Origin of the sequence: Desulfoglaeba alkanexedens ALDC, assembly GCF_005377625.1 — a bacterium.
GTDB lineage: Bacteria > Desulfobacterota > Syntrophobacteria > Syntrophobacterales > DSM-9756 > Desulfoglaeba > Desulfoglaeba alkanexedens.
On sequence record NZ_CP040098.1, the window covers coordinates 1,180,886 to 1,204,885 of the forward strand.

A 24,000-nucleotide genomic window follows, 5' to 3' on the forward strand; every position below is an offset into this window, starting at 1 on the left:
AGAACGCCTTCCTTCAAACGCGGGAGATGCACTCCCATGCAACCTTTGCCGCTTCCTGGAGCGCCTCGGAAAAAGTGGGGTGCCCGTGGACCGCGCGGGCGATATCTTCGGCTGCGGCACCGAATTCCATGGCCAGAACACACTCAGCGATCATGTCCGAAGCCCTGGGGCCGAGGATGTGCACGCCCAGCAGCCGGTCGGTCCTGGAATGGCTCAGGACCTTCACGAACCCTTCGGTTTCTCCCATGCAGCGGGCCCGCCCGACCCCGGTAAACGGGTAGGTGCCGACACAATAAGAAATGTTTTGCTCCCTTGCCTGTTCTTCGGTAAGCCCCACACTCGCCACTTCCGGGAACGTGTAAATCACGGACGGGATGGCTTCGTAATTGACCTCGGAAGAATACCCCGCCATGGCTTCCACCGCGGCGATCCCTTCGGCGGACGCCTTGTGAGCGAGCATGGGCCCGGGAATGAGGTCGCCGATAGCGTAAACGGTAGGGATCTCGGTACGGAAGGAGGCGTCCACGATCACGCGGCCGGTCGTGGGATCGACGGTCACCCCGGCATCTTCCAGCCCGAGATTCCGGGTGAGCGGCCGGCGGCCGACGGCAACCAGCACCTTGTCGAAGACCCCTCGGTGTTCCTTCCCGCCCGATTCCCACGTGAGGTTCACGCCGTCGCCGTCGGTTTCGGCCTTCAGGACCCTGGCGTTCAATGCCAACTGAAACCCCTGCTTTCTGAGAATCCGTTCCAGCGTTCGAGACACCTGCCCATCCAGGAGCCCGGCGATCTGGGGCATCATTTCGATAACGGTCACCGCGGACCCCAGTCTCCGCCAGATCGATCCCAATTCCAGGCCGATGTAGCCGCCTCCCACGACCCCGAGTCGCTTCGGAACTTCGGTGAACGCCAAGGCTCCCGTGGAATCCACCAGGCGGCGCCCGTCGAAGGGAATCCCCGGCACCGCGACCGGTTCGCTTCCCGTGGCGAGGAGGATGAAGCGGGCTTCGAGACTCAAGGGGTCGCCGCCCGCATCGCCGGCGGGTTTCACTTCCACACGGGTTGCGCCGGCCAGCCGCGCTTCACCCCGTATGACGGTCACGCGATTCCCGTCCAGAAGCTTTCGCAGGTTGTCGGTGAGCTCCTTGACCACCTTTTCCTTGCGGGCCATCATGGCCGCAAGATCCAGGCTGACCTCACCCACTCGGACACCGTGAACCGCCAGTCTTTCCCTTGCCAGGTGGTAAAATTCGCTGGAATCCAGCAGAGCCTTGCTGGGGATACAGCCCACGTTTAGGCAGACGCCGCCGAGACGTTCATCTTTTTCCACGCAGGCGGTCTTGAAACCGAGCTGGGCCGCGCGGACAGCGGCGACGTAGCCGCCCGGCCCGGAACCGATGATCACCAGGTCGTACCGTTGCGCCATCTCAAACCTCCAGAAGGATGCGTTCCGGATGTTCGACGCATTCCTTGACGCGCCTAAGAAAGACCACCGCTTCCCGGCCGTCCACAATCCGATGATCGTAGCTCAGAGCCACGTACATCATGGGCCGCACCACCACCTGGCCGTCCACCACCACGGGACGGTCTTCGATCTTGTGCATCCCGAGGATACCGCTTTGAGGCGTGTTGAGGATCGGGGTGCTGAGAAGGGAACCGAAGACGCCTCCATTCGTGATGGTGAACGTGCCACCCTCCAAGTCCGAAAGCTCCAGCCGGTTTTCCTTCACCTTGGCCACAAAGTCCACGACTGCCCGTTCCAGTTCCGCAAACCCCAACCGATCGGCGTTCCGGATGACCGGAACCACCAGGCCGCGCTCCCCCGCCACGGCGATCCCCAGGTGCACGTCGCCGTGATACACGATGTCGGTGCCGTCGATGAAAGCATTGAGTTCCGGGATTTCCCTGAGGGCCGTCGTGACGGCCTTCATGAAAAAGGACATGATCCCCAGCGAAACCCCGTGTCGTTCCCGAAACTGCTCTTTGAAGCGAGCTCGGGTGTTCTGAACGGCGCTCATATCGATTTCGTTGAAGGTGGTGAGCATGGCCGTATTTCGGCGGGCTTCCAGGAGGCGTTCCGCAATTCGGAGCCGGATGCGGCTCATGGGCTTCCGGGTCACGCGCGCTTCTTCTTCAGGTTTTGAAGCCCCGGTCCTTTCTCCTGAAATCCCTGGAGTTCCTTTCCCGACTTTCTCAACCTCCTGAGCGGCCTCCCGGGGAGCCCTTCCCACTGCGGGCACTTCTCTCTTCGGTTCTTCCTCTTTCCGGCGCGTTTCACCCGCCTGCTCCAGGTACAGGAGCACATCACCTTTGGTGATCCGGCCCCGCGGTCCGGTCCCCGAAATGCGGGAGACGTCGATCCCTTTTTCGGCCACCAGCCGCCGGACCGAAGGCGGAAGCAGCGGACCTGCTTTCTCGGGCGGACCGCCCTCAACGGCGTGGGCCATGCTTGCCGCAACCGCTTCTTCCGCGGCGGCTCCCTCGCGTTTTCGCTCCGCCTCCTCACCGCCGGCTTCCACCGGTTCTCGCAACCCTTCTTCTTCGAGAACCGCTTCCTTCGGGGCCTCTTCCGCCGCTTTTTCGGGTTCTCCTTCCCCACGTGCGGGTACGATTTCCGTATCGATTTCCGCAATGACCGTTCCAATGGGGACGGTCTCCCCTTCCGGCACCAGGATGTGGAGCACCCCGTCCGCTTCCGCCGCCACTTCCAGCGTCACCTTATCCGTTTCGATAACGAAGAGCACCGCTCCCTTGCGAACCGGTTCGCCTTCTTTCACATACCATTGGGCGAGAACGGCTTCCTTGACCGACTCGCCGACTTCCGGCACCTTGACTTCGATCTTCATGGTTCCCCCGATGGATGGTCGTGGACATGAGCCGGCCCGTGATTCACGTCGCCGGCTTTCCGAAGGCCTCCGTAACGATGGCTTCCTGTTCCTGTTTGTGGATGAGGTAATAGCCGGTGGCGGGGCTCGCCGATTCGGCCCGCGCGATGCACCCCGGCCTTTCGCCGAGAAGGTCTTCCAGCCTGAAGGCCGCGAACGGCCAAGCACCCATGTTCTTCGGTTCTTCCTGCACCCAGAACCAGTCCGAGACCCCGGAATATCGGTTGAAAACCTCCCGAAGCCGCTTTTCGGGAAAGGGGTGGATCTGTTCGAGGCGCACAAGGGCGATGTCGTCCCGGCCGGTATTTTCCCGGCGTTCCAGCAGATCGTAGTACAGCTTTCCAGTGGTCAGAAGGCCGCGCCGGACCTTCGCCGGGTCGACCCCGTCGTCCAGAACTTCTTGGAAACGGCCTTCCGCAAATTCCCGCCGGGGAGAAACGGCCTGCGGATGCCTCAGCAAACTCTTGGGCGCCATGACGACAAGCGGCTTACGGAAGGGCCGTTTCATCTGGCGGCGAAGAAGGTGAAAATACTGTGCCGGCGTGGTGGGGTAAACGACCTGAAGGTTGTCTTCGGCGCAGAGCTGAAGGAAACGTTCGAGGCGGGCGCTGGAGTGTTCCGGACCGAGTCCTTCGTATCCGTGCGGAAGAAGCAGCACCAGGCCGTTCGGCCGCCGCCATTTGGCTTCCGCGCTCGCGATGTACTGGTCGATGATCGCCTGAGCATTGTTGGCGAAGTCGCCGAACTGGGCTTCCCAGATCACCAGCCGATCGGGACTCGCCTGAGCATAGCCGTATTCGAAACCCAGAACGCCGTTTTCCGAGAGGCTGCTGTCGTAGATGTCGAAGGGCGCCTGATCGGTGTCGAGATGTCGCAGCGGGATGTGATGGTCGCCGGTCTTCGCATCCACCAGGACACCGTGGCGTTGGCTGAAGGTCCCGCGGCGGCTGTCCTGGCCGCTCAGCCGCACCGGCGTCCCTTCCACAAGGAGTGTGGCAAAGGCCAGCAGTTCCGCCGTGGCCCAGCCGATCCCCTCGCCTTCCAACACCCGATCCACCTGCCGCCTGAGAATGCGCTGAAGACGTTCGTGCAGGGTGAACCCCTCCGGCACGGCATAAAGCCGGGGCGCAAGCTCCTCCAAGACGGCTTCCGGGACACCCGTTTCCACGGGTTCGTGGGAATAACCGCCGGTGATCCCTTCCCATTCTTCGTAAAAGCGGCTGAGGGGAGCTTCGCACGTTCGGCTTCGAGCCTTTTCCAAGGCCGCCTCCAGCCGCGCGTTGATGTCTTTTCGAAGGATGTCCGGATCCTCGCTGCGGATGGTCCCCCGGCTCACCAGACGGTCGGCGTAGAGTTCGGACACGGGCGGGCGGTTCTTAATCCGTTCGTACATGAGCGGCTGGGTGTAGTAAGGTTCATCGCCTTCGTTATGGCCGTAGCGGCGGTAACAGATCACGTCCACCACCACGTCCTTCTTGAACCGGTTGCGGTAATCGCAAGCGAGTTGCACGACGTGGACGGCCGCTTCAGGGTCTTCGCCGTGGACATGAAAGATGGGAGCGAGAAGCATCTTCGCCACGTCGGTCGCATATCGCGTGGAGCGGGCCTCTTCAGGAACCGTGGTGAAACCGATTTGATTGTTGATGACCAGATGCAGCGTCCCGCCGGTGGTGTAGCCTTCAAGCTGAGACAGGTTAAGGGTTTCGTAGACCACGCCTTGGCCGGAAAAGGCGGCGTCACCGTGGATGAGGACCGGAAGGACGGCTTCGCGCGCCCGGTCAGCCAGCCGGTCCTGGCGGGCCCGGGCCATGCCTTCCACGACCGGATCCACCGATTCCAGGTGGCTGGGGTTGGAAACCAGAACGGCCCGGAGCGATCGGTCCCCGGGAAGCGAAAGGTCCGACATCCAGCCCCGATGGTACTTGACATCCCCGCTTCCCACCAGGGCCCCCGGATCGTAGTTCTCCTCGAACTCGCAAAAAACCGCTTCAGACGGCTTTCCGAGGACGCACGTCTGCACGGTGAGGCGCCCGCGGTGAGCCATCCCCAGAACGATCTCGCGGCACGAGCCGGAAGCGGCATGAAGGACCAGCGCCTCAAGCATGGCCGCCACCGTCTCCGCCCCTTCGATGGAAAACCGCTTCTGACCCACATACTTGGCGTGAAGAAACTGCTCGAAGAGGTTGGCCTCAAAAAGCTTTCGAAAAATTTGCTTTTGAACGGCTGAGTCCCACTCGGGATGGTTGCGAACGGACTCCATGCGCTCCTGAAGCCATCGCCGCTCTTCGGGATCCTGCAGGTGCAGGTACTCGACACCCACCGATCCACAGTAGGTTTCCTTCAGGAGATCCACGATGTCCCGAAGCCGCGCCTCTTCCCAGAGGGAAATTTCCGGCGTGTAAAAGACGCGCTCCAGATCACCTTCGTCCAGCCCGAAGGCTTCAAGCCGGAGCAGCGGATGATCCAGGGGACATTCAGCCAGGGGGTCCAGGCAGGAAAGCAGATGCCCGATGTCCCGATACCGGTGGATCAAGGTTTCAACCCGGGCCTGACGGAGCACCTGCGCCTTATCGCATACACCGGGAACAGCTTCGCCCGGTGCCGTTCCCAGTTCAAATCCTTCGAAAAACAGCCGCCAATCCCTGGAGACGCTCGAAGGCTCCTCACGCCACTTCCGATACTGCCGGTCGATGAATTCCGCATTCAAGGCTAGCGACACATCCATGGGTCCGAACCTCGCGGCGAGCAGTCAACTTGACATAAACGGAGGAAGGCCTACGTTATAGGCAACTTTTCCCGGTGGGCTCCGCGCCGGAGTAAACGCCGGCCCCGAGCCATTGCGCCCACAACCTCATCCAGCCGGAACCGACGGAGGTGATCATGTATAAAGTACTTTACCTGCAAACGTCCCCGCGAGGCAAGCGGTCCTATTCCATCGCCGCCGCCGATGCCTTTATCGACGCCTACAAGGCCTTGCATCCCGAAGATGAAATCGTCACGGTGAACCTCTTCGAAAAGGAACTGCCGCCTTTCGACGGCTTGACACTCCAGGGCAAGTACGCCATCCTGCATGGGAAAAAGCACTCGCAAGAAGAACTTGCCGCCTGGCGGGCCGTGGAACAGGTTATCGAAGAGTTCAAATCCTTCGACAAGTACGTGCTGGCCGTCCCCATGTGGAATTTTCTAATTCCTTACAAGCTGAAACACTACTTGGACGTACTCATCCAGCCCACTTACACGTTTCGCGTGACTCCGGAGGGAGGCTCCGAGGGCTTGGTCACGGGAAAGCCGGTGTTTCTGGCCTGTGCCCGCGGCGGTGCCTACCCGCCGGGAAGTGAAGCCGAAGCCCTCGACTTTCAGACCCACTACCTCAAGATGATCCTGGGATTCATCGGCTTGACCGACGTACGAACACTCGTGGTCGAACCGACCCTCGCCGGAGGTCCCGACGAGGCCGAACGAAGGAAACAGGAAGCTCTGGACAAAGCCCGGGAGATCGCCCGTGATTTTTAGCTCCGTGGAAGGATAGGTCCATGCTGAAAGCTTGGAAGCTCACATGCACCGGCTGTGGCCGGGTTTTCGGGATCCACCACATGAACCCGCGATGCGACGCCTGCAGGGAACCTCTGGAGGTTGAAAAGGTTCGGGGGCGCGTGAACGCGGGCCAGCCGCCGGGACAAATGGGTGCATCCGGCGACGGGCGGCATTCGCCTCCGGCAGGGCAAAACGATTCTTTTGAGCCATGCCGTTCCTACAGACCGGGAGCGCTTCCGGAGCATCTTCAGAAACCGGTGGCTCCGGAAGCTGAAAGCGCGCATGGAAGAACACCGGAGAAACGAACGGTTCTGAACGGGATGATGCACTATGGGTTCAACAGCACCAGGAGGTGTGAGCAATGGCGGATTGCATCTTCTGCATGATCGTCGACGGCAAAATCCCTTGCGCCAAAGTCTACGAAGACGAATACTCCCTGGCTTTCCTCGACATCAACCCACTCGTATGGGGCCACACACTGCTCATTCCTAAGAGACATTTTGTGACCATCTTCGACATGCCCCCCGAAGCGGTGGCGGCCTGCGGTGGAGCGCTGCAGAAGGTGGCCCAGGCCGTCTTCAAGGGCATGAACGCCGAGGGCATGAACATCTTGCAGAACAATTACGCCATCGCGGGCCAACAAATCGACCATGTTCACTTTCATCTGCTGCCGCGCCGTGCCGGTGACGGCTTCAAAGTGCCTTGGCCGGCGAAAAAGTATCCTGAAGGCGAGATGGATAAGGTGCTGGAGAAGATCCTCAGGGCTTTCTGAGAACGCAGTCGCCCTGAAAGCCGGCCTGCGAGTGGCGCTTCAGGGATTGCGCAGTTTTTCCCGGGCCCCGCGGCAGAGCGGATAGACGAAAATGTCTTTGGGAGCAGCGCCGTCCCGGCGATGCTCCCGGTCCATGCGTCCCCGACCGGTGGTTGTGCCGAGAAAAATCCAGTTGGCCGCCCGGTAACAGGTGCCGCGAAACCGCGCCGAATCCACCAGGGTTTCCAGCAGCAACGGACGAACCGCGTAACGTGCTTCCCAATCGGTCGCCACCCGCCGCGCCATCTGAGCGAGAGCAGCGCTGGCCAGGTGAGGGATCCTGACCCACGGAAGGATCAAAAAGCGGCTGTTCTGAACGATCCGTTGCAAGCCGCGAACACGTTCTTCTTCGTTCCAGCCGATCCAGCGGTCACGGGGCGCCATCCGCCAGGCAGGGCTTGAAAGCTGCAAGCACCCTACCCTGCGAGGTTCCGAGCCGTGCACGCGGATAAAGTATCTGAGCTGAGCACCAAAAGGCACTTTGAAGCCCAGGTAGTGATGATGTCCGACCCATTCCCGCCACAGGCGCTGATCTTCCGGGGTCTCCACGATCTCCAAGATCACCGGCGATACTTCCCGAAGGCCGGCCTCGAACAACTCCGAAGGTGCCACGCGGTTCGCGTCGGCGGGCGGCATGATGGTCGCGGCCTTTCGAGTACGGCTCTGAGATTCCGGAAGCCGAAGAAAGCCTTGGGCTTCCAGTTCTTCCAGAAAACGCCGGCATTCATGAGCCTTGAGCGATCCGTTGGGGCGGCGCCACTCCAGCAGTTCACACAACGTATGTGCCAACTCGGTGCGACTCAACCCGGCACAATCGTGCACTGTGTCCCGAATCAACTCCAGTTCTTTTTCCCCGACCTGGATGCCGCAGAAATTCAGATTCTTCGAATGGTTCATGATCCCCCTCGAACCGGTCTCACGCCTTGCTCACACACAAAGCGCTTGCCCAAAAACAGGCTCACGAACGTTGGGCCCTGACCCGCCTTCCTCCAGGCAGGGGCTCCTTGTTCCTGTAGAAGCGGCCTCGACCGCGATGCAAACCATCTGTAGGAGCGGCGCCCTCGCCGCGATGAAATCGAAGCTGGAGCTTCTGCACAGTTGTGTTCCCAAGCTGGAACTTGGAAACAAGAAGAAAAACTTCCCCGTCAACCAGTGGGATTCTTATCAGAAGTTGTGTGTGGTCCGACAGCTAATAAACATTATATCATCCGGGGTGGCGAAATCCCCAAATCCAACAGAAAGACAGGATATGCCGTACGATGGAAGGTAGCATCACTGATCTGAGAAATCCAGGGGCATGGTTCCATTCGGTCGATGCGCGACCTGCGGTGGTGTGGAAGATTTTGATGGTTTTTGCAACGAGCGCTACAGCCGAAGTCTTCCCATCGCGGTTATTCAAGAATCATCAGTCCAAGAATTAGTGTCGTAACGTGGGGAAGACGCCACGAGGACCTAATCACCCACAAGGAGGTATTTCATGGATCTGGATCGCGTCATAAAGGAACGAAGGAGCATTCGAAAGTTTCGCCCGGACCCTGTCCCCCGCGAGGTACTCCAGGAAGTGATCGAACTGGCGCTTTGGGCTCCTTCCGGGATGAACCGCCAGGAATGGGAACTGGTGGTCGTCCAGGGGAAACCGCGGGACCGGCTGCTGGAGATCGTCTCCAAATCCCAGGAATACGTCCTTCCTCACCTCCAGGAACTCTTTTCTGAAAAGATGATCAATATTTCTCTTCAGGTCTTCAAGAACCTCGGAGGGGCACCGGTGGTGGTGTTGGTCACCATCCCCAAAGAAGCGGTTCACATCCCCGAAGGCCTGGATCCACGCGGGCGCTACTACCTGGAATTCAACCGCTACAGCCGCCTCCTGAGCGCCGCGGCACTCATCCAGAACCTGCTTCTCGCCGCCCATAGCCGGGGACTCGCCACCTGCTGGATGACGGGCCCCAAGTACATGGAAGAAGAAATCAACGCGTTTCTCGGCATGGAAGGCAGGGAACTCGTTTCCATCGTGCCCCTGGGATACCCCGACCAGTCGCCTCCCGCTCCGCCGCGCAAAGAAAACGTGGTCCGCTGGGTCGGCTTCGACAATACCTGACGCGATCCCGTCGATCCTGGTGGCGGTAGAGGGGCGGATAGCCCCAAAGGAGACCGTCGTGAATAAGGAGAAGGTCCTCATCGTCTGTAAGGTGCTTGCGGATGAGCTTCAAGCGTGTCTCGGATCGGACCGTTCCATCGAGGTGAGGAAGTGCAGCCGCTGGACTTGAACCATTTCCGAGCCACATTGAATCAGGTGCTGGAAAAGAGGGTCTCCTCGTCGGAACGACCGCCGGCATGTACCGCGTCGGCGGGCGAAAGCCCCAATTCTTCCGCGACCTGAAATGGAAGGGAAAGAACGGCGGTTCCTTCGGCGGTTTTTCCACGCTTCAGGCAGCCTGATCCGTAAACGCGGCATTTTTCTTGGAAAACCTGCAGAGCGAGGTGCTTTTGGTCGAGCAAAAGCGGCGTACCGCGCAGGAGTTTTTCCAGGGCGCGGATGCGGAATCGGTCAAGCGCCGGGACCGTTCTGGAAAGTTGATCCGGATGCCCGCCACGCTTGACCACAAGCGGCTTCCGAACCAGGCCGATGGAGTGGCGCCAGCCGATCCGGAGCCAAAGGTCGTAATCTTCGCAAGCCGGAATGGCTTCGTCGAAGCCGCCGACAGCCTCGAAAAGCGACCGGCGGATCATGACCGCGGAGGGACTCACCAGGCACCGCTCCAACAGCCGAGAGAAACAGTGACCTTGCGGCTTTTCGTGCCTACGGCCGGGGTTACGACGCCGGCCGTCTTGAATCCAGATTTCATCGGTTTGGCAGATTTCAAGTTCCGGGTGCCGCCGGAGGTAGGCGGTCTGTTCGGCAAGTTTTTCGGAGAGCCACAGATCGTCGGAATCGAGAAAAGCCAGCCATTGGTTTGACGCCGCCTGCGCGCCCCGGTTCCGGGCGGCGCTCACCCCCCGCCGTTCCTGCCGGATGACGGTGACCGCCGACCCATAGCGCTTCAGTACCTCCGGGGTTGCATCGTCGGATCCATCGTCGACCACGATGATTTCCGGTCGAATCCCCCGCTGGCCTAAGACGCTCCGGATCGCTTCTTCCACCAATCCGGCCCGGTTGTGCACGGGGATCACCACACTCACCATGACCGATATACCCGTCACGTAATGAAGTTCCAGACAAGGCCCATCACACCGATTCCGACGATTACCAATTCGATGAGGATTTCGAGAACCGGCGCCTGATGGATACGCCTGCCGTGGGTTGTCCTGAGGAACCACGCGTAGACGCCGGCGGCCGGAAGCAGGAAAAACGCAAAGGGCGTGAGCGCTCCCAGCCAGGCCCCGCCGAGGAGCGTGCCCGAAAGGGCGGCCAGCACGATCCAAAGATATCGGATCGTTTCATTCTCCCCCAAGAGCACCACCACTGTTTCCCGTCCCACCAGTCGATCGCCCTGGATGTCGAGGCAGTCCATGAAGGCGGTGCGCATCAATACCAGAAGAAAGACCACAATGAACACCAGCAGAATGGAACCGAAGGCGTCGTCAATGTGGTCGAGGTGGGGGATGAACACGGTCACGCTGGCCCAGGCGAGCGGAACCGTAAGCGTTTTCGACGCCGGTATATCCTTGATCTTGAGCGCGGAAAGGCTCTGGCGCCAATGCGGCTGAAGGATGGGAACGGTGTAGATCATGCCGAAGAAGACCAGCAGCACCATGGCGAAGAAAGAGAGCGGCCCCCGCCAAAAGGCGAGAACAAGAGCCAATGCGGCGGCCAGGAGACTCGCGCTCATGAGCGGAAGTCTCCACCTCCGGTAAAAAGCCGCTCTTTCGGGATCATTCAGCTGGGTGGCTTCACGGTCCAGATACCTGTTCAGAGTGTGCATGGCGAAAACGTAGGCTCCCGCCATGAAGGCGTCTTGGAGCGTCGACGGAAGCCGCGTCAACGCCGAAACGGCGGCGGTGAGCCATGCGGCGCCCAAGGCCCCGCCCAGATTGCTGTAGGCGGCGATTTCCGCCCAGCGGGCCCAGGATCGGCGCCCCAGCGCCTCTTCGCTCCGGATGCCTTCCAGGAAACGCACCACGTTCCGGATCATCCAGTTGGGCGTCGAAGCCCCTGCGGAAACGCCGACCTTGGCGTAGCGACCCATCTGCCGGGGAGAAAGGTCTTGCTCGGTTTCCACGTGGTAGGTGGGGACGCCGCATTCCCGCGCCACTTCCGCGAGGCGCACAGTGTTTCCACTGTGGAATCCCCCGACGATCACCATGGCGTCCACCTGACGGGCGATGCGTTTCACTTCCGCCTGCCGCTCATGAGTGGCGCCGCAGATCGTATTGTGGACGATCCCCTGCGGGTACCGTTTTCGAAAACGACGTTCAATTTCCTGGAACACTTCTTCGTTTTGGGTGGTCTGCGCCACGAGAAGCACGCGTTCCCAATGGGCGGGAAGCGAATCGATCTCGTCGGGTTGCCGCACCACCCGCCCCAAGCCTTCTGTATAGCCCATGAGCCCGATCACTTCGGCGTGGTCCGCATCGCCGGCGATCACCGTGTGACCGCCCTTCCGCGCATGCTTTCGGATGATGGCCTGGACCCGCGCGACACGCTTGCAGGTGGCGTCCACAAGCCCGGTGCTGACGGCTCGAAGTTCTCGGCGCTGTTCGGGGGGGATGCCGTGGGCCCGAACGATGACCTTCTTTCCGGCGCATTCTTCCACGGTGCGCACTTCGCGGACGCCCCGTTCTTCGAGCATCTCAAGCACCTGGCGATTGTGGATGAGCGGCCCGAAGGTGCAAAGGATCTCCCCCTCCGGCGCTTTCCTCGCGGCTTCCAGCGTCAGTTCCAGGGCGGTTCGCACTCCCTTGCAGAACCCGGCGGTTTCCGCGACGATCACCTGCATCGGGCGCTCTCCTCACCGGCCTTGCAAACGTGAAACGGGAGGTCGCCGGAAGCCAGCGCATCGATCCAGTCTCGGAAAACGGCTTCCATGGCGCCGATGGTGCGCACCGTCATGAGTCGGGCACGAAGTGGCGAGGATTCGGGGAGTCCCCTGGAGTACCACATGAGCACTTTTCGGTAGTGACCGGGAGGCAGAGGCCGTTCCGCCCGGAAGGCTTGCAGGTGAGCCTGAACGGTTTCCCGGAAATCCTTCCAGGTCGGTTCGGGGTTCCACGGACCGACTCGCCCCCAATGACGGGCGATGGCGGAAAAGATCCAGGGATTGCCGAGGGCCGCCCGCCCGATCATGACGGCGTCGCAGCCCGTTTCCGAAAGCATCCGATCCGCGTCCGAAGGATCCATGACGTCGCCGTTTCCGATGATCGGGATGCTCACGGCCTGCGTTGCGCGGCGGATCTGCCGCCAGTCGGCTTCGCCGCCGTAAAGCTGCTTGGCCGTCCGGGCGTGGACCGTCACGGCATCGGCTCCCGCGGCCTCCAGGCCGCGAACCACTTCCACCACGTTGACGGCCCGCTGGTCCCAGCCGATGCGGATCTTGACCGTGACGGGGATGTCCACCGCCCGTTTCACGGCGGAGACCATGGCGAAGAGTTTACCGGGCGTGCGGAGCAGGGCCGCTCCCGCCCCCTGCCGGACCACCTTCCGCACCGGGCAGCCGGCATTGATATCGACACTGTCGGCGCCCCGTTCAGCCACTTTCCGGGCCACCCCGGCCATGGTTTCCGGGTCGGAACCGAAGATCTGGACGGCCACGGGAACACCGATTTCCGGGTCCCGTTTGAACAGGTTCCAGCTTCCGGAATGGTTGCGGATGAGCCCTTCGCTGCTGATCATTTCGGTGGTCACAAGCCCTGCGCCCAGACGGGCCGCGAGCCTCCGGAAGGGCCGATCGGTTACACCCGCCATGGGCGCAAGCACAAGCGGGGGATCGATCAGAAGCTCACCGATCCGAAGCGGCGTCACTCTGAATGCATTTTCCGTTTTCAGAACCTTCTGAATCTTCAATGACGCCACCTCACTGCACCCGGTACATGTCGGCATTCTCCTCCGAACCCGCTGAAAAACTCCCGGACAGCTCCTACTTCACCGTCACCACGGGACAGGGAGCGTTCAGGATCACAAAGCGGGAGGTGGACCCGAAAAGCAGTTTGCTCACCTGGGATCGTTTCCGGACACCCACCACAATCTCGTCCACATGGTTTTCGTCGGCGAACTGAACCAGGTCTTCTCCGGCCGAAAGCCCCCTCACCAGAAGATGCGTTTCGTAGGGTATCCCCTCGTCGCGGAAAAGGCTCTCGGCCTGCTGCAGCCCGTCACGGGCCGTTTCGATTTTTTCCAGGGAATCCTCATGGCCGCCTATGAGTGACCAAGCCACGTAAACCCTGGCCTTGAAATGGCGCGCATGGAAAACGGCCAGCTTCAGGGCTTCCTTCGCAGTTCGCGTTCCATCGTACCCCACGAGTATCTTGAAGCCTCTCCGGGTCTCGTCGTTCACCGTATCTTCCTGTGGCTGAGTGGTTGATCTTCGGGACCGCCTTTGCGGCCGCCCCCGGTCCGGCCATGTCGCTCCCGCTCGGTTTCAGCCCATGTCCTGCGGAGCGCCCTCCGCGTTTCAGCCGCGAAGCCGATCATAACCACGGACCGGCCGGTTCATTTCTTCCTCGATGATACCCATGCCGCCTTCAAGACTTTCCTCCAAAAGACGCCGGAGAACCTGGTCGTCGACGACCGTGAGGCCTTCCCGCACGTTGAACCGCCGAAGGAAAGCTCGGGGTACAGACGCAACCTCAACCGGAAAATCGGCCCGCAATATGGTTGCCTGTTCTGCTATTTGGAAGCTGTTCCATGATCTTTATGATTCGCACCGAATAATCAAGCAGCCTTTCTTCCAGGTCATATACCTGCTTCCCCTCGTTCCCAAGCTGGAGCTTGGGAACAAGAAGCAAAAGATCTGCACCCAACCAAAATGTCTCGCGCAAAGGCGCAAACAGATTTTCTTATTTTTTGTGACAGTACCTCAGGAGTCAGGCACTATCTATCCTCCGGCGCGGGCTTTGGCATTCCCAGGAGCTCTCTGACCAGCCGGACCCCATCGCGGTTCATCTGCTTCATGTACGGGTCGTTTTGCCCGTGGCGTTCGACATCTGCCAGCAGGGCCTCCACCGCCTCGACGCCGTCTTCGTCCCGCACCGCCTCACGCGGCGTCTTGCCGCCCAGCGCAGGCAGTTCCATATCGACCCAGTCTTCCCAATGTTGTCTTATTATTTGAGCCACCTGCCGGCGCACTTCAGGCTCCTGCATTAGTGCTTCATGCTCGGCGGAGGATCTTGCCGCCTGTCCCGACTGCTCCCGATCTTGCATCATCTTTTCGAGGCTGCGGATTTCATCCACCCTGAAGCGTGCGCGGGAGCCAAGCCCGGCTTCGATCTTTTCGCGAAGTGCCTCGGCCCTTTGCGCCGAATTGACTTCCGCCGTCAAACGACCTTCATCTATAAAAATGCGGCCCAACGTGGTGCTGGTCAATCCGGCTCCTGCCTTGTGTCCCTTGCGGTCCCAGGTGATCTCGGCCCGCCGGATGCGCCCGTGCGCATCCCTTTCGGCTTGTTCTCGAAGCTCGCGCGCTTCCATTGTAACGCACAGGGAAACGAGCTTTTCAAAGGCTTCTTCGGCCGAATCGATGTCGTAGACAAGCTTGTGGAACTCGAACGGATCGCCGTCGGAGTTGTATATTCTCGGTCTTGTAAAGAGGGCGTGGTCAATGGCCAGGTAGAGCTCCCGGATTTCGAAGTCCCAGTCATTGAGGACCTGGTCTGAGATTACCGGCTCCTCCGCTTTTATCCTTCGTCGCAGTTCGATGATCGCTGGCTTGTGGCCTGGGGGAATGGCATAGGTGGCGAGTCCCATGATCATGCCGACACCGTCGAGGCTCACCGCCCGGCCGAAAACGATGTCCGACGGTTTGAGGTGGCGCGAACCGCTCCGCTCCTGAACCATGATCCGACCGCCCGCTAGAATATCCTGCAAAAGGATCTGCTTGCCGGACTCCACCTCGACGACTTCATAAAAGCTGAAGGGCTTGCGGTTGACTGCCTCGATCAGTTTGCGCTCCAGGGAGCCTAATTTGGAACCTTGCTTCTCGGCATACAACTCTGCCGGCGTCCGTCCCGACGAGACGTCAAGTTCGACTTCTTCCATCATCGGATCATATACATATTCCCAATTGAACACAAACCAGGGCCAAAAAAGCGGCATTTGCCGCTCAATAAGCCCAGCATCCAGTTCCCTTTCATCTTCGTCGGGCCACAACAAATATTCAAGCAAAGCCATCTGCAACGTTTTTTCCCCAAACACACGTTCGGCATATTCAACCGTATCATCGAACAGTCTGTTGTAGGCCTCGCTCAGTCGTCTGTAATCCAGATCCTCCTGGGCCGTGACCTTCTTGGGAAGGCAGCATTTCTTATATTTTTTGCCGCTGCCGCAGGGGCAGGGAGCATTGCGTCCGATCTTCATATCCTTCCTTCCTCCCTTCCTTAAAAGAAAATGCCGGAGGGCGGCGGCGGTCAGGGATTCAGCCGCCGCCATAAACGCAGCGCCTCTGCCGGATCGCCGTTGAGCAGCGCCGCGCAGGCCAAAAGGCGGCGGGTGGCGGGGACCTTGCGCTTGGCGGCCGATTCGCGGGCATGGGCGTACATGGCGGCGAAATCGCCCCGGGAAAAAGCCTCCCGGGCGTCACGGTAATGGGTCCGGGCCGCTTCCTCGACATCCATAAGCCGTGACAGATCCGCGCCGCAGCGCCGGCATGTGGCGGCCCCTTCCAGGTTGGCGCGGCAGACCGGGCAGTGTTTCACGCGATCATCCCTCCAGATAGAACAGGGCATCGTCCAGTTCGGAGCGAAGCGCTTCGGCGTCCGCGGTGCGGTTTTCCCGCAACGCTTCCCGAATGTCTTCCACCAGGTTCACGATCTCGTCGCGATCCTCTTCATCCAGGTCCGCCAACAACGTTTCGGCTCTGCGAAAGAGCGGAGCGTAGGCTTCCGGGATTTCCTCGACCGGCATTTCGGCGGCTCCGCCGGCGGGACCTGTCGAATCGTCCGGCGTGGACCAAAGGCCGGCGACTCGACTGCGGGTTTCCGCCAATTGATCGTCAGAGAAACGGGAGATGGCGTTTTCGATGGTGGCGTCGATGGTCTTGCCGGTCTTTTTCTCCAGGGCCCGAATTTTTAGGATGCCGTTCAGATCGAGGTCGAACTGCAGGACGATCTCACTGCCCGCCGGTGCCGGCGTCAGCTTGAAGATATAGTTTCCCAGCAGCACGTTGTCCTCGGCGTCGGGGTGCTCGCCCTGGTAAACGCGTACGTCTACGGCTTCCTGGCGGTCATGCACGGTGTAAAAGACCTCGCTTCGGGTGGCCGGCAGTTTGGTGTTGCGCCGGATGATGGGAACGAACATGGTGGCGCTCGGAACACCGTCGATGTCGCCGATGGCCGATGTGCCGAAGGTATAAGGGGTGATGTCCACCAACACGCCGGTGCCTTCCAACCCCATTTCCCGGGCCGCCTGAATCCCGGCGCCCATGGCGACGCAGAGGTCCGGATCAATGTGGCTCCGAGGCCGCTTGTTGAATTTTTCTTCCAGCATCCGCTCAATCATGGGGATTCGGGTGGACCCGCCCACCAGGATGATGTCATCGATGGCCGAGGGGAGCATCTCAGCGTCCTTCAGGGCGCGGTTGACCGCCTCCATGGTGCGCCTCAGGTCCGGTTCGATCATGGCCTCGAAGCTTTCCCTGGCCAGTTCCAGACGCAAATGGACATCTCGGCCGTTGCTCTGATACAGATAGTCTTCCTCCACCATTGCGAAGGGGGCTGTGGAAAGGGCGATCTTGGCCTTTTCCGCCGCCATCTTGAGCCTGGCGAGAAGCTGCGGGGTTTCCGGTGGGTTTTTCCCGACCTCCTTCGCCAGATGCGCCAGCAGGTGACCGACGATGCGGCGATCGAAATCGTCGCCCCCCAGGCGGTTGTCGCCGGTGCTGGCCAACACCTCCACCACCCCGTCCTCGATGCGCACGATGGACACGTCGAAGGTGCCGCCGCCGAGATCGTAGACCAGAATACAGCGGTCTTCCGGGTTGTGGCTCTCGTAGGCGAGGGCTGCCGCCGTGGGTTCGTTGATGATCCGCACCACTTCGAGCCCGGCGATTTCTCCCGCTTCCCGGGTGGCCTGGCGCTGAGCGTCGGTGAAGTAGGCCGGCACGGTGATCACCGCCTTGGTCACCGGTTTTCCGATGTGACGCTCGGCCCTCTCCCGAAGCGCCTTAAGAATGAAGGCTGAAATTTCCTGGGGGGAGAAGCGGTGAGGCCCCAGGGCGATCTGTTCATCGGAGCCCATTCGGCGTTTGATGGACATCACGGTCCGCTCCGGGGCGGCCACGGCCTGGTTGCGGGCCTCGACGCCGACGATGACGGCGCCATCGTCATTGAGGCCGACGCAGGACGGCACGATACCGTCGTCCCCATCGCAGATCACGGTCACCCGACCGTCAGCGGCGAACGCCACTTCGCTGTTGGTGGTGCCCAGATCGATGCCGATGATCGGTTCCATTTTCTTCTCCTCTAGCGAACGCTGCTCATTGGTTATTAGTCGTTTACGGGGTTTTTGGATGGCGCCTTGTTGACGATGACGTTCGCGCTGCGAAGCACGGTGCCACGGTGGACGAAGCCCCCGCTCACCTCTTCAAGGACTTCGTTGTCCCCGGCACCCGGCGAGAATCGGCGGTCCACGGCCGCCATGAGGGTGGGATCGAAAGGCCGTCCGATGGTTTCCACCGGCTGAATGTCCAGGTAGCTCAGGGCGCGGTCGAAACGGCGCAGCGCCAATTCATAACCTTCGATAATCCCCTCGATCCCCCTGGGCGGGCGCCTGAAAAACCCGCCGGTCGATGCGACGCGGCGACTGGCTGCCAGGCCGCGCCGCAGGGCGTCGCGGACGTCGAAAAAAAAGGACGCGGTGCGCCGCTCACAGGCTTGGCGAATATTTTCTTCCAGTCGATCCAATTCCTCGAAGCGTTTTTGAACCAAGGCCATCATTTCCCGCTGGCCGGCCATAAAATCCTGCTGAGCCTTGATGGCGGCATGCTGCTCCCGGTTCTGGTACCTGATCTCCTGGCGCAGGGCGATGAACTCCATCAGCAAGGTGTACAAGTCGCAGGTGGTGGCATCGGTCTTTTCAAAGTCGGGCAGGGTTTCCGGCAGGTCGGCCAGCCAGGATCGAAAGTCCTCGATGGCTTGCTGCTTCCATGCGGCCGGCGATGCATCCAGGGGCCGGGTGACGCGCACGCCGGCCATGCGGCCCAGGCGGGCGGCGGCGCCCGCGAGCAGGGGGTGAACGATCCGGGTCACGGCCAGGCGCCGCCCTGACCGTAGTGTTTCGATGACCCGCTGCCAAATCATCTTTTTTTCTCCGTATCCGGTGACGATGGCAAGGGGGACGACGCATGCCGGCGGGACACTTGGCCCGCCGCTTGCCACAAGGTACCCAAACCGACCCGTCGCCGGCCGGGGGTGGCGGCGCGCGCCAGGGCTTCAAGGGCCTCGCGGGTGTCGGTGATCCGCGTCGGGCCGAAAAGCGCCGTTTCCAAGCGGACCGTTTCATCCTTGATGCGTTCGTAAGCGGTGGCGATTTCCTTGAATCGCGCGGGGTCCTTTTCCGGGGTATGGGTCCGGATCAGCGCCAGGTAAGCCTTGCGGATCTGGGCGTCGGTGGCATCCGGGCGAACGCCCAGTCTCAGATAGTCGATCAGCATGCACGTTTCCTTTCAGTTCGACGGACGCCGGACGGTCATTTGCCGAACAGAAACTCCCAGGCTTCCGGGGAGAGTTTCTCGGTCTGCGCTGGTGTCAGCAAGGGCGTGAAATGATCGAAGATCCATTCGCCGTTAAACTCTCCTTTCATTTTATCCCGAATCAAATGGATGATCTCCCGGGGCAGACCGCGCAGCCTCATTTGGTCCATGAGAATTTCCACGCTTTGGATCATCGGTTCCACCAGCGTTTTCAGCACTTCGGGGGGCGGCGGCGGATGGTCCGGATCGCTGAGCACTTGATCCATCAGACAGGCAAGAATGTCCGTGTCGAAATCGGGGCCTTCCTCGTCGTCCTCGAAGCGGTCGTCAAAATCGGCCGGGGAAAACTCCGGGCGGTTCAGAATCTCGAAATCGAACTGCCTCAAGGCATCCGCCAGGCGGCCCTTGGCGTAGGGCGCAAGACGCCGGGAAGCGGCCCGCAGCATTTCTCTTTCTTTGTCGCTAGCCGCCCGCACGGATTTTTCAAAGGCCGCCGCGTCGTCGATTTCTCCGGCGAGGTGGCGGACCACTATCAGGTAGAAGTCAAATACGTTGCGCATCGACGTGGTTTCGAGCTTGAGGCGCCGTTGGATTTCCTTTTTCGCCGCCTTCAGGCATTCCGCGGCCGCCAGGGCTTCCAACACCGCCGGCAGGTCCTCGTCCTTGATACGTTCCAGCAGGCGCGGATAGTAGTGCAGGTAGACCCCCGCCCGCTGTAGGGTGGGCATCAGCGGGGCGAACGCCTTTCCCAACGGGAGCAGGAGGTCCCGGGCTTCGGCGCTGGTCAACCGCTGGGTATCGCCGTGAAAGCGTTTAAAGAGGCGATCGATGGTTTTCCGATAAGTATCGCCGCGAGAGCGTCCAAAGAGGCGACCGATGGTTTTCCGATAGGGCCCGTGACGGCGGGGCGGCCCTCCATGCAGGTCCAGGGCGATGAGGCCGAGGGTGGTGAGACGTTGGTAAGGCGGGAAGGCGCCCACCGCCCGCTCCGCGGCGTCGGCCAACTGGTCCGGGTCCAGACCGGCCGCCCCGGAAAAGAGAGTCATCTGTCCGGTGTTTTCGGCCTTAAAACGGATCGTCTTGGCGGTGACCAGGGGCAGGGTCCGGTCGGTGCACAACGCACGGGCCTTTTGCAGGTCTTCTTCGGCCAGGTGCAGCTTGCCGGATTTGAGCCGTTTCTCAAAGGAGACCAGCAAGGCGGTGACGTGCCGGTCGGCCACCCGCGGGTCGTAGGGGGCGCGCCGCTTGGCTTCGGCCAACACCTGCTCGGCTTTGCGGTAGGCGTTCTTTTCGTCGTAAACGTCGGCCAGCTCGAGGCAGGGAAAAGGATCCTCGGGAAAGGCGTCCATCATTTTTTCCAGGCCGCGGATCACCAGGGCCTTGGCTTCCCGGCTGGTGCGGGGCTTGCCGGCCAGGAGGGTATAGGCCTCGCGGTTGGTGGGATCCAGCTCGATGGCCTTGAGCAGGATTTCCAGTGGATTGAGGGCGGGGTCAACGCTGTGCAGGCCCAGGATCTCCCAGTATGGTAGGGGCAGCCTAAAGGTCGCCGGGATAGGGTCACGGACATTCGCTTCCATCTTTCTGACCGTGCGCGTCAGCACCAGAGATGCCGCCCGGGCGCGTTGGCCCGGCTCCGGGAACTCGGCATCGAGTTCTTTCAAATAGCGGGCGGCGTCCACGATGCCGTTCTTAGAGTGGCAAAAATCCATCTTCGCTACGACGCACCGGGCCTGGGGCGCCGGCAGTACGGACTTGGCCAGATGGACAAAGCTGTCGCGGTGCAACTCGCCGTTGACGGTCATGGGCCGCAGGGCCATGAGAATTTCCGCGGCGCCGCGCCAGGGTGTATCCGGGGACAGGATGGACGCCATCTTGCCGATCGCCGCGGCAGCCTGAGGGATGCGGTTTCGTTTCAGATGATCCATCAGGAGGGCGACATCTTCTTGTGAAAAAACGGGACGGTCCCAGAGCACGTCGATGCGGCGGGGATCCTCGGCCAGCGCCCGGGCGAGAGGGGAGAAGACCGATCCTTCGGGGATCATGGCCAGGGCGCGTCGCATCCCGTCGTCGTCGCCGGCGTAAAAACAGACCATGGCCCGGCATAACATGCGCGCCGAGGCGAAGGGAGACGATCGTCGCACCGGCTTCAAGGCCTCGGCGGCGGATTCCCAGTCTCCGGCATGCATCCGGTCGGCGGCCTGGCGCGCCGCCGGCGCATCGGCCAAAAGCGGTTCCGCCGCCGACAGCTTCGGCAGCAAATCCCAGCGGCGGGTCAGCATCAACTGGCCTGCGATTTTTTCCAACACCGCAGCCGATAGCCTGCGAGATTGGAAACACCCCGGGCAGTAGGCCAAGACGGTTTCCAGAGGGGCGGCATCCAGCAATTGACCGAGGTCATCGTCCGTCATGGCCGAGGCGTCCGGCAAATAGGCCAGGGCGTTTTGCCGGATCGTCTCGGCTTCCACCCGCATGCCCTTTTGCTCCAGTTGGGCGGCCCTGGCCAGGTAGGCCCGAAACAGAAGCGGTTTGATCGCCTCGGGCGTTTCACCGGCTTTCAGGGCCGCCTTCAACAGGACGATCGCCTCCCGATGGTTGCCGCTCTGGTGCATTGCCACACCCTGGCGGATCAGTTCTGCGGGAGGTTGCTGGATTTTTTCTTTCTGTTTGGCGCGGGCCTTTTTGGCCCTCTTGTGCTGTTTGCCCATTTGCCTGTTTTGCGCCCGCGTCGGCGGCGGAATGGAAAAAGTTCGTATTCCATGCTATATAGCCGATGCGGGCGGCGAACGCAATCGGAGAGTTACAGCGCTGGATATTCGATGAAAGACTACAGGATCTCACACTGGTGAAAGAAGGGTCGGGCGGGGACCTGGAAAAGGAACCGAAGGTCAGGGAAGCCTACCTGCGTTTCTGAGAGGGAGGTAGTCACCATGGAAGTTCAGTCGATGCTTTTCAGTCCCTACGAGATGAACGGGTTGAGACTCAAGAACCGCATCATCATGGCGCCCATGTACACGGGTTACGCCAACCCGGACGGTACGGTGAGCCCTCTCGTGATCGATCATTACCGGATGATGGCGGCATCCGGCGTGGCCATGGTGGTTGTGGAAAACGCGGCGGTGGACCTCACAGGCTCGGGTTCACCGTTCATGCTGCGCGTGGACGATGACGTCTATATGGCCGGGCTCGCCCAACTAGCCAAAACGATCCGCGAGGAGGGTGCGCTGGCTGTGCTCCAGATCAATCATGCCGGCCGCTATGCGTTTCTCCCCGAACGGCTGGCTCCGTCTCCCGTAAAGACCGGGGACGTGACCCCCGGCGCCATGACGGTAGCCGACATCCGGCAAACGGTGCGGAGCTTCGCCGAGGCGGCCCGAAGGGTGAAGGAAGCCGGATTCGACGGAGTGGAAATCCACGGCGGTACGGGCTACCTGCTGGTCCAGTTTCTCTCGCCGCGAACCAACCACCGTGACGATGAATACGGCGGGGCGCTCGAAAACCGGATGAAGTTTCCACTCCAAGTGGTGGACGCGGTCATGGCCGCCGTGGGGGAGGATTATCCGGTCGGCTATCGGTTCCTCGCCGACGAATGGCTCCCCGACGGTCTTCACTTGGAAGACACGATCCCCTTTGCCCGGGAATTGGAGAAGCGCTCGCCGGCATATTTGTCTGTCATGGCCGGCACCTATGACTCCTTTTTTACTCCCGACTACATGGCCAAGGAAAAGGAAGAAGGGTTCATGGCGCATTTCGCGAAGAGTGTGAAGGAAGCAGTGTCGGTTCCGGTGATCGCTGCCGGAAGGATCCAAAGGCCCGAGACGGCTGAGCGGCTGCTGGCCGAAGGCGCCTGTGACCTGGTGGGATTGGCCCGAGTCCTTTTCGCGGACCCCGAGTGGCCGAAAAAAGCGGAAAAGACCATCGATGAAGCGATCCGCCGCTGCGAACCCACCTGTTCGCTTTGCCTGAAGCGAGCCACCAGCGGCAAGCCCGTCTTCTGCTCTCAGTGGCCGAAGCACGTGCGCCGAGCCTTCCTGGACCGTGTGGGAGAGAAAAAGGACGATAGCGAAGCATACCCCGCGTGAAAACGGGACTCGCAGACCATGGCCGCCTCGCCCGGGGCGGCTTTTTTTTCGGATATTTTGTCACACCATTTTCAACGGGCGTCCTCCAAAACGTCACCTCCACAGCTTATGAGTTGCCGCAGGCGCCGGACCCCAGCGGCGTCCGATGAACACCTGCGGAAAGGACTGAGGACCGGCATGCCAACGGACGTTCGGAACCAAAGCACCCACTGTGGAGGTAAGCCATGAGTTTAGACCAAAAAGCACTGCGTTACTTCAGGGAAATGCTTGAAAGAGCCCTTGACGGCCTTCATGAAGCCGTCCAGGGACAGTTTTCCTGCCCGGAAGTCCAGCCCGCGCCCGATGGGCCCATGGATGAAGCGGACAAGGCTGACTTGGAACATCATCGGGAAGTGTTGCGGCATATTGAAAATCGGAACCGCAAACTCGCTTGGCAAATCCATCGAGCCTTGGAGCGGATCGAGAAGGGCGAATTCGGGATCTGCGAATCCTGCGGCGATCCCATATCCTATAAACGCCTCATGGTGCAACCGACGGCGGTACTTTGCCTCTCCTGCCAGCGGGAAATCGAACGCGCGGAAAAGGCTTCGGGAAGGAGGGCATCGAGAGCGGAGAGCTGGGCGACTATTCCCGGCGGGATCGAAACCTCCGATCCGTGGCGATACTCCATGAGTGGAGCCGTTCAGATCCCCAGACGCCCTTTATGATCGCAATCGTCCTTGGCATGTCGGTCTCGTCGCGTCAATCCTTTCCGAACGGCGCATCTTGTACGCTCCTTGTCTTCGAGTGCAACCTTCCCACACAAGCCCGCGCTGAGCCATCCAGGGCCCCTTGGGGGGTCTCTGGGGCGC

21 protein-coding genes are annotated in these 24,000 nt (G+C 60.9%); 6 read left to right on the top strand and 15 right to left on the bottom strand.

Going from position 1 to position 24,000, the window contains the following annotated elements; translation table 11 throughout:
• Positions 1–13: 13 nt before the first annotated feature.
• From lpdA to FDQ92_RS05620, 3 genes are read right to left on the bottom strand one after another with little or no spacing between them, the layout of a single operon-like run.
• On the bottom strand, positions 14–1,426 hold the full coding sequence (gene lpdA, locus FDQ92_RS05610) for a dihydrolipoyl dehydrogenase (protein ID WP_137423668.1): 1,413 nt from the start codon (positions 1,424–1,426) through the stop codon (positions 14–16).
• 1 nt (position 1,427) lies between these two features.
• Positions 1,428–2,846, bottom strand: a complete 1,419-nt coding sequence (gene odhB / locus FDQ92_RS05615) for a 2-oxoglutarate dehydrogenase complex dihydrolipoyllysine-residue succinyltransferase (RefSeq protein ID WP_137423669.1) — start codon at positions 2,844–2,846, stop codon at positions 1,428–1,430.
• A gap of 43 nt (positions 2,847–2,889) precedes the next feature.
• Positions 2,890–5,610, bottom strand: a complete 2,721-nt coding sequence (locus FDQ92_RS05620; RefSeq protein ID WP_137423670.1) for a 2-oxoglutarate dehydrogenase E1 component — start codon at positions 5,608–5,610, stop codon at positions 2,890–2,892.
• Positions 5,611–5,765: 155 nt separating this feature from the next.
• On the opposite strand from FDQ92_RS05620, the gene FDQ92_RS05625 reads away from it, so the two are divergent.
• Complete coding sequence (locus tag FDQ92_RS05625; RefSeq protein WP_137423671.1) at positions 5,766–6,398, top strand: FMN-dependent NADH-azoreductase; 633 nt, start codon at positions 5,766–5,768, stop codon at positions 6,396–6,398.
• 382 nt (positions 6,399–6,780) lie between these two features.
• On the top strand, positions 6,781–7,191 hold the full coding sequence (locus FDQ92_RS05630) for an HIT family protein (protein ID WP_137423672.1): 411 nt from the start codon (positions 6,781–6,783) through the stop codon (positions 7,189–7,191).
• 39 nt (positions 7,192–7,230) lie between these two features.
• Here the strand turns inward: FDQ92_RS05630 and FDQ92_RS05635 are convergent, their stop codons facing one another.
• The gene (locus tag FDQ92_RS05635; RefSeq protein ID WP_137423673.1) at positions 7,231–8,127 is read right to left on the bottom strand and encodes a DUF4338 domain-containing protein; all 897 of its coding nucleotides are present in this window, start codon (positions 8,125–8,127) and stop codon (positions 7,231–7,233) included.
• Positions 8,128–8,707: 580 nt separating this feature from the next.
• Here FDQ92_RS05635 and FDQ92_RS05640 point away from each other — a divergent pair.
• Positions 8,708–9,328, top strand: a complete 621-nt coding sequence (locus FDQ92_RS05640) for a nitroreductase family protein (RefSeq protein WP_137423674.1) — start codon at positions 8,708–8,710, stop codon at positions 9,326–9,328.
• Positions 9,329–9,519: 191 nt separating this feature from the next.
• Here the strand turns inward: FDQ92_RS05640 and FDQ92_RS05645 are convergent, their stop codons facing one another.
• The 11 genes from FDQ92_RS05645 to FDQ92_RS05690 form a co-directional block, all read right to left on the bottom strand.
• Complete coding sequence (locus FDQ92_RS05645) at positions 9,520–10,431, bottom strand: glycosyltransferase family 2 protein (RefSeq protein WP_246041842.1); 912 nt, start codon at positions 10,429–10,431, stop codon at positions 9,520–9,522.
• Positions 10,428–12,167, bottom strand: coding sequence for a 4-hydroxy-3-methylbut-2-enyl diphosphate reductase (gene ispH / locus FDQ92_RS05650; protein ID WP_137423675.1), 1,740 nt, complete (start codon positions 12,165–12,167; stop codon positions 10,428–10,430). The genes FDQ92_RS05645 and ispH overlap by 4 nt, the downstream gene beginning before the upstream one ends.
• Positions 12,158–13,231, bottom strand: a complete 1,074-nt coding sequence (gene dusB / locus FDQ92_RS05655) for a tRNA dihydrouridine synthase DusB (RefSeq protein ID WP_170180209.1) — start codon at positions 13,229–13,231, stop codon at positions 12,158–12,160. Before dusB ends, ispH begins: the two co-directional genes overlap by 10 nt.
• Before the next feature lie 73 nt (positions 13,232–13,304).
• Positions 13,305–13,721 (bottom strand): universal stress protein, encoded by a 417-nt coding sequence (locus FDQ92_RS05660; protein WP_137423677.1) that lies wholly within the window; start codon positions 13,719–13,721, stop codon positions 13,305–13,307.
• 117 nt (positions 13,722–13,838) lie between these two features.
• Complete coding sequence (locus tag FDQ92_RS15905) at positions 13,839–13,973, bottom strand: hypothetical protein (protein ID WP_281276848.1); 135 nt, start codon at positions 13,971–13,973, stop codon at positions 13,839–13,841.
• Positions 13,974–14,257: 284 nt separating this feature from the next.
• Entirely contained in the window at positions 14,258–15,811 is a 1,554-nt protein-coding gene (locus FDQ92_RS05665) for a DUF7986 domain-containing protein (protein WP_137423678.1), read from the bottom strand.
• On the bottom strand, positions 15,790–16,077 hold the full coding sequence (locus FDQ92_RS05670) for a hypothetical protein (protein ID WP_137423679.1): 288 nt from the start codon (positions 16,075–16,077) through the stop codon (positions 15,790–15,792). Before FDQ92_RS05670 ends, FDQ92_RS05665 begins: the two co-directional genes overlap by 22 nt.
• A 4-nt stretch (positions 16,078–16,081) precedes the next feature.
• A complete protein-coding gene (locus FDQ92_RS05675; protein WP_137423680.1) occupies positions 16,082–17,830 on the bottom strand; it encodes an Hsp70 family protein in 1,749 nt (582 codons plus the stop codon).
• A 35-nt stretch (positions 17,831–17,865) separates the two neighbouring features.
• Positions 17,866–18,678 carry a nucleotide exchange factor GrpE gene (locus FDQ92_RS05680; protein WP_137423681.1) on the bottom strand — a complete coding sequence of 271 codons (813 nt, stop codon included), beginning with the start codon at positions 18,676–18,678 and terminating at the stop codon, positions 17,866–17,868.
• Positions 18,675–19,031, bottom strand: a complete 357-nt coding sequence (locus tag FDQ92_RS05685; protein WP_137423682.1) for a J domain-containing protein — start codon at positions 19,029–19,031, stop codon at positions 18,675–18,677. Before FDQ92_RS05685 ends, FDQ92_RS05680 begins: the two co-directional genes overlap by 4 nt.
• Positions 19,032–19,066: 35 nt before the next feature.
• Complete coding sequence (locus tag FDQ92_RS05690) at positions 19,067–21,775, bottom strand: tetratricopeptide repeat protein (protein ID WP_137423683.1); 2,709 nt, start codon at positions 21,773–21,775, stop codon at positions 19,067–19,069.
• Between the two features lie 65 nt (positions 21,776–21,840).
• On the opposite strand from FDQ92_RS05690, the gene FDQ92_RS15195 reads away from it, so the two are divergent.
• The 3 genes from FDQ92_RS15195 to FDQ92_RS05700 all read left to right on the top strand — a co-directional run bounded on the left by FDQ92_RS15195 (position 21,841) and on the right by FDQ92_RS05700 (position 23,856).
• Complete coding sequence (locus FDQ92_RS15195; protein ID WP_170180210.1) at positions 21,841–21,981, top strand: hypothetical protein; 141 nt, start codon at positions 21,841–21,843, stop codon at positions 21,979–21,981.
• Between the two features lie 16 nt (positions 21,982–21,997).
• Positions 21,998–23,149: an oxidoreductase gene (locus FDQ92_RS05695; RefSeq protein ID WP_137423684.1), complete on the top strand. Its 1,152-nt coding sequence runs from the start codon at positions 21,998–22,000 to the stop codon at positions 23,147–23,149.
• A 224-nt stretch (positions 23,150–23,373) separates the two neighbouring features.
• On the top strand, positions 23,374–23,856 hold the full coding sequence (locus FDQ92_RS05700; protein ID WP_137423685.1) for a TraR/DksA family transcriptional regulator: 483 nt from the start codon (positions 23,374–23,376) through the stop codon (positions 23,854–23,856).
• Positions 23,857–24,000 lie beyond the last annotated feature (144 nt).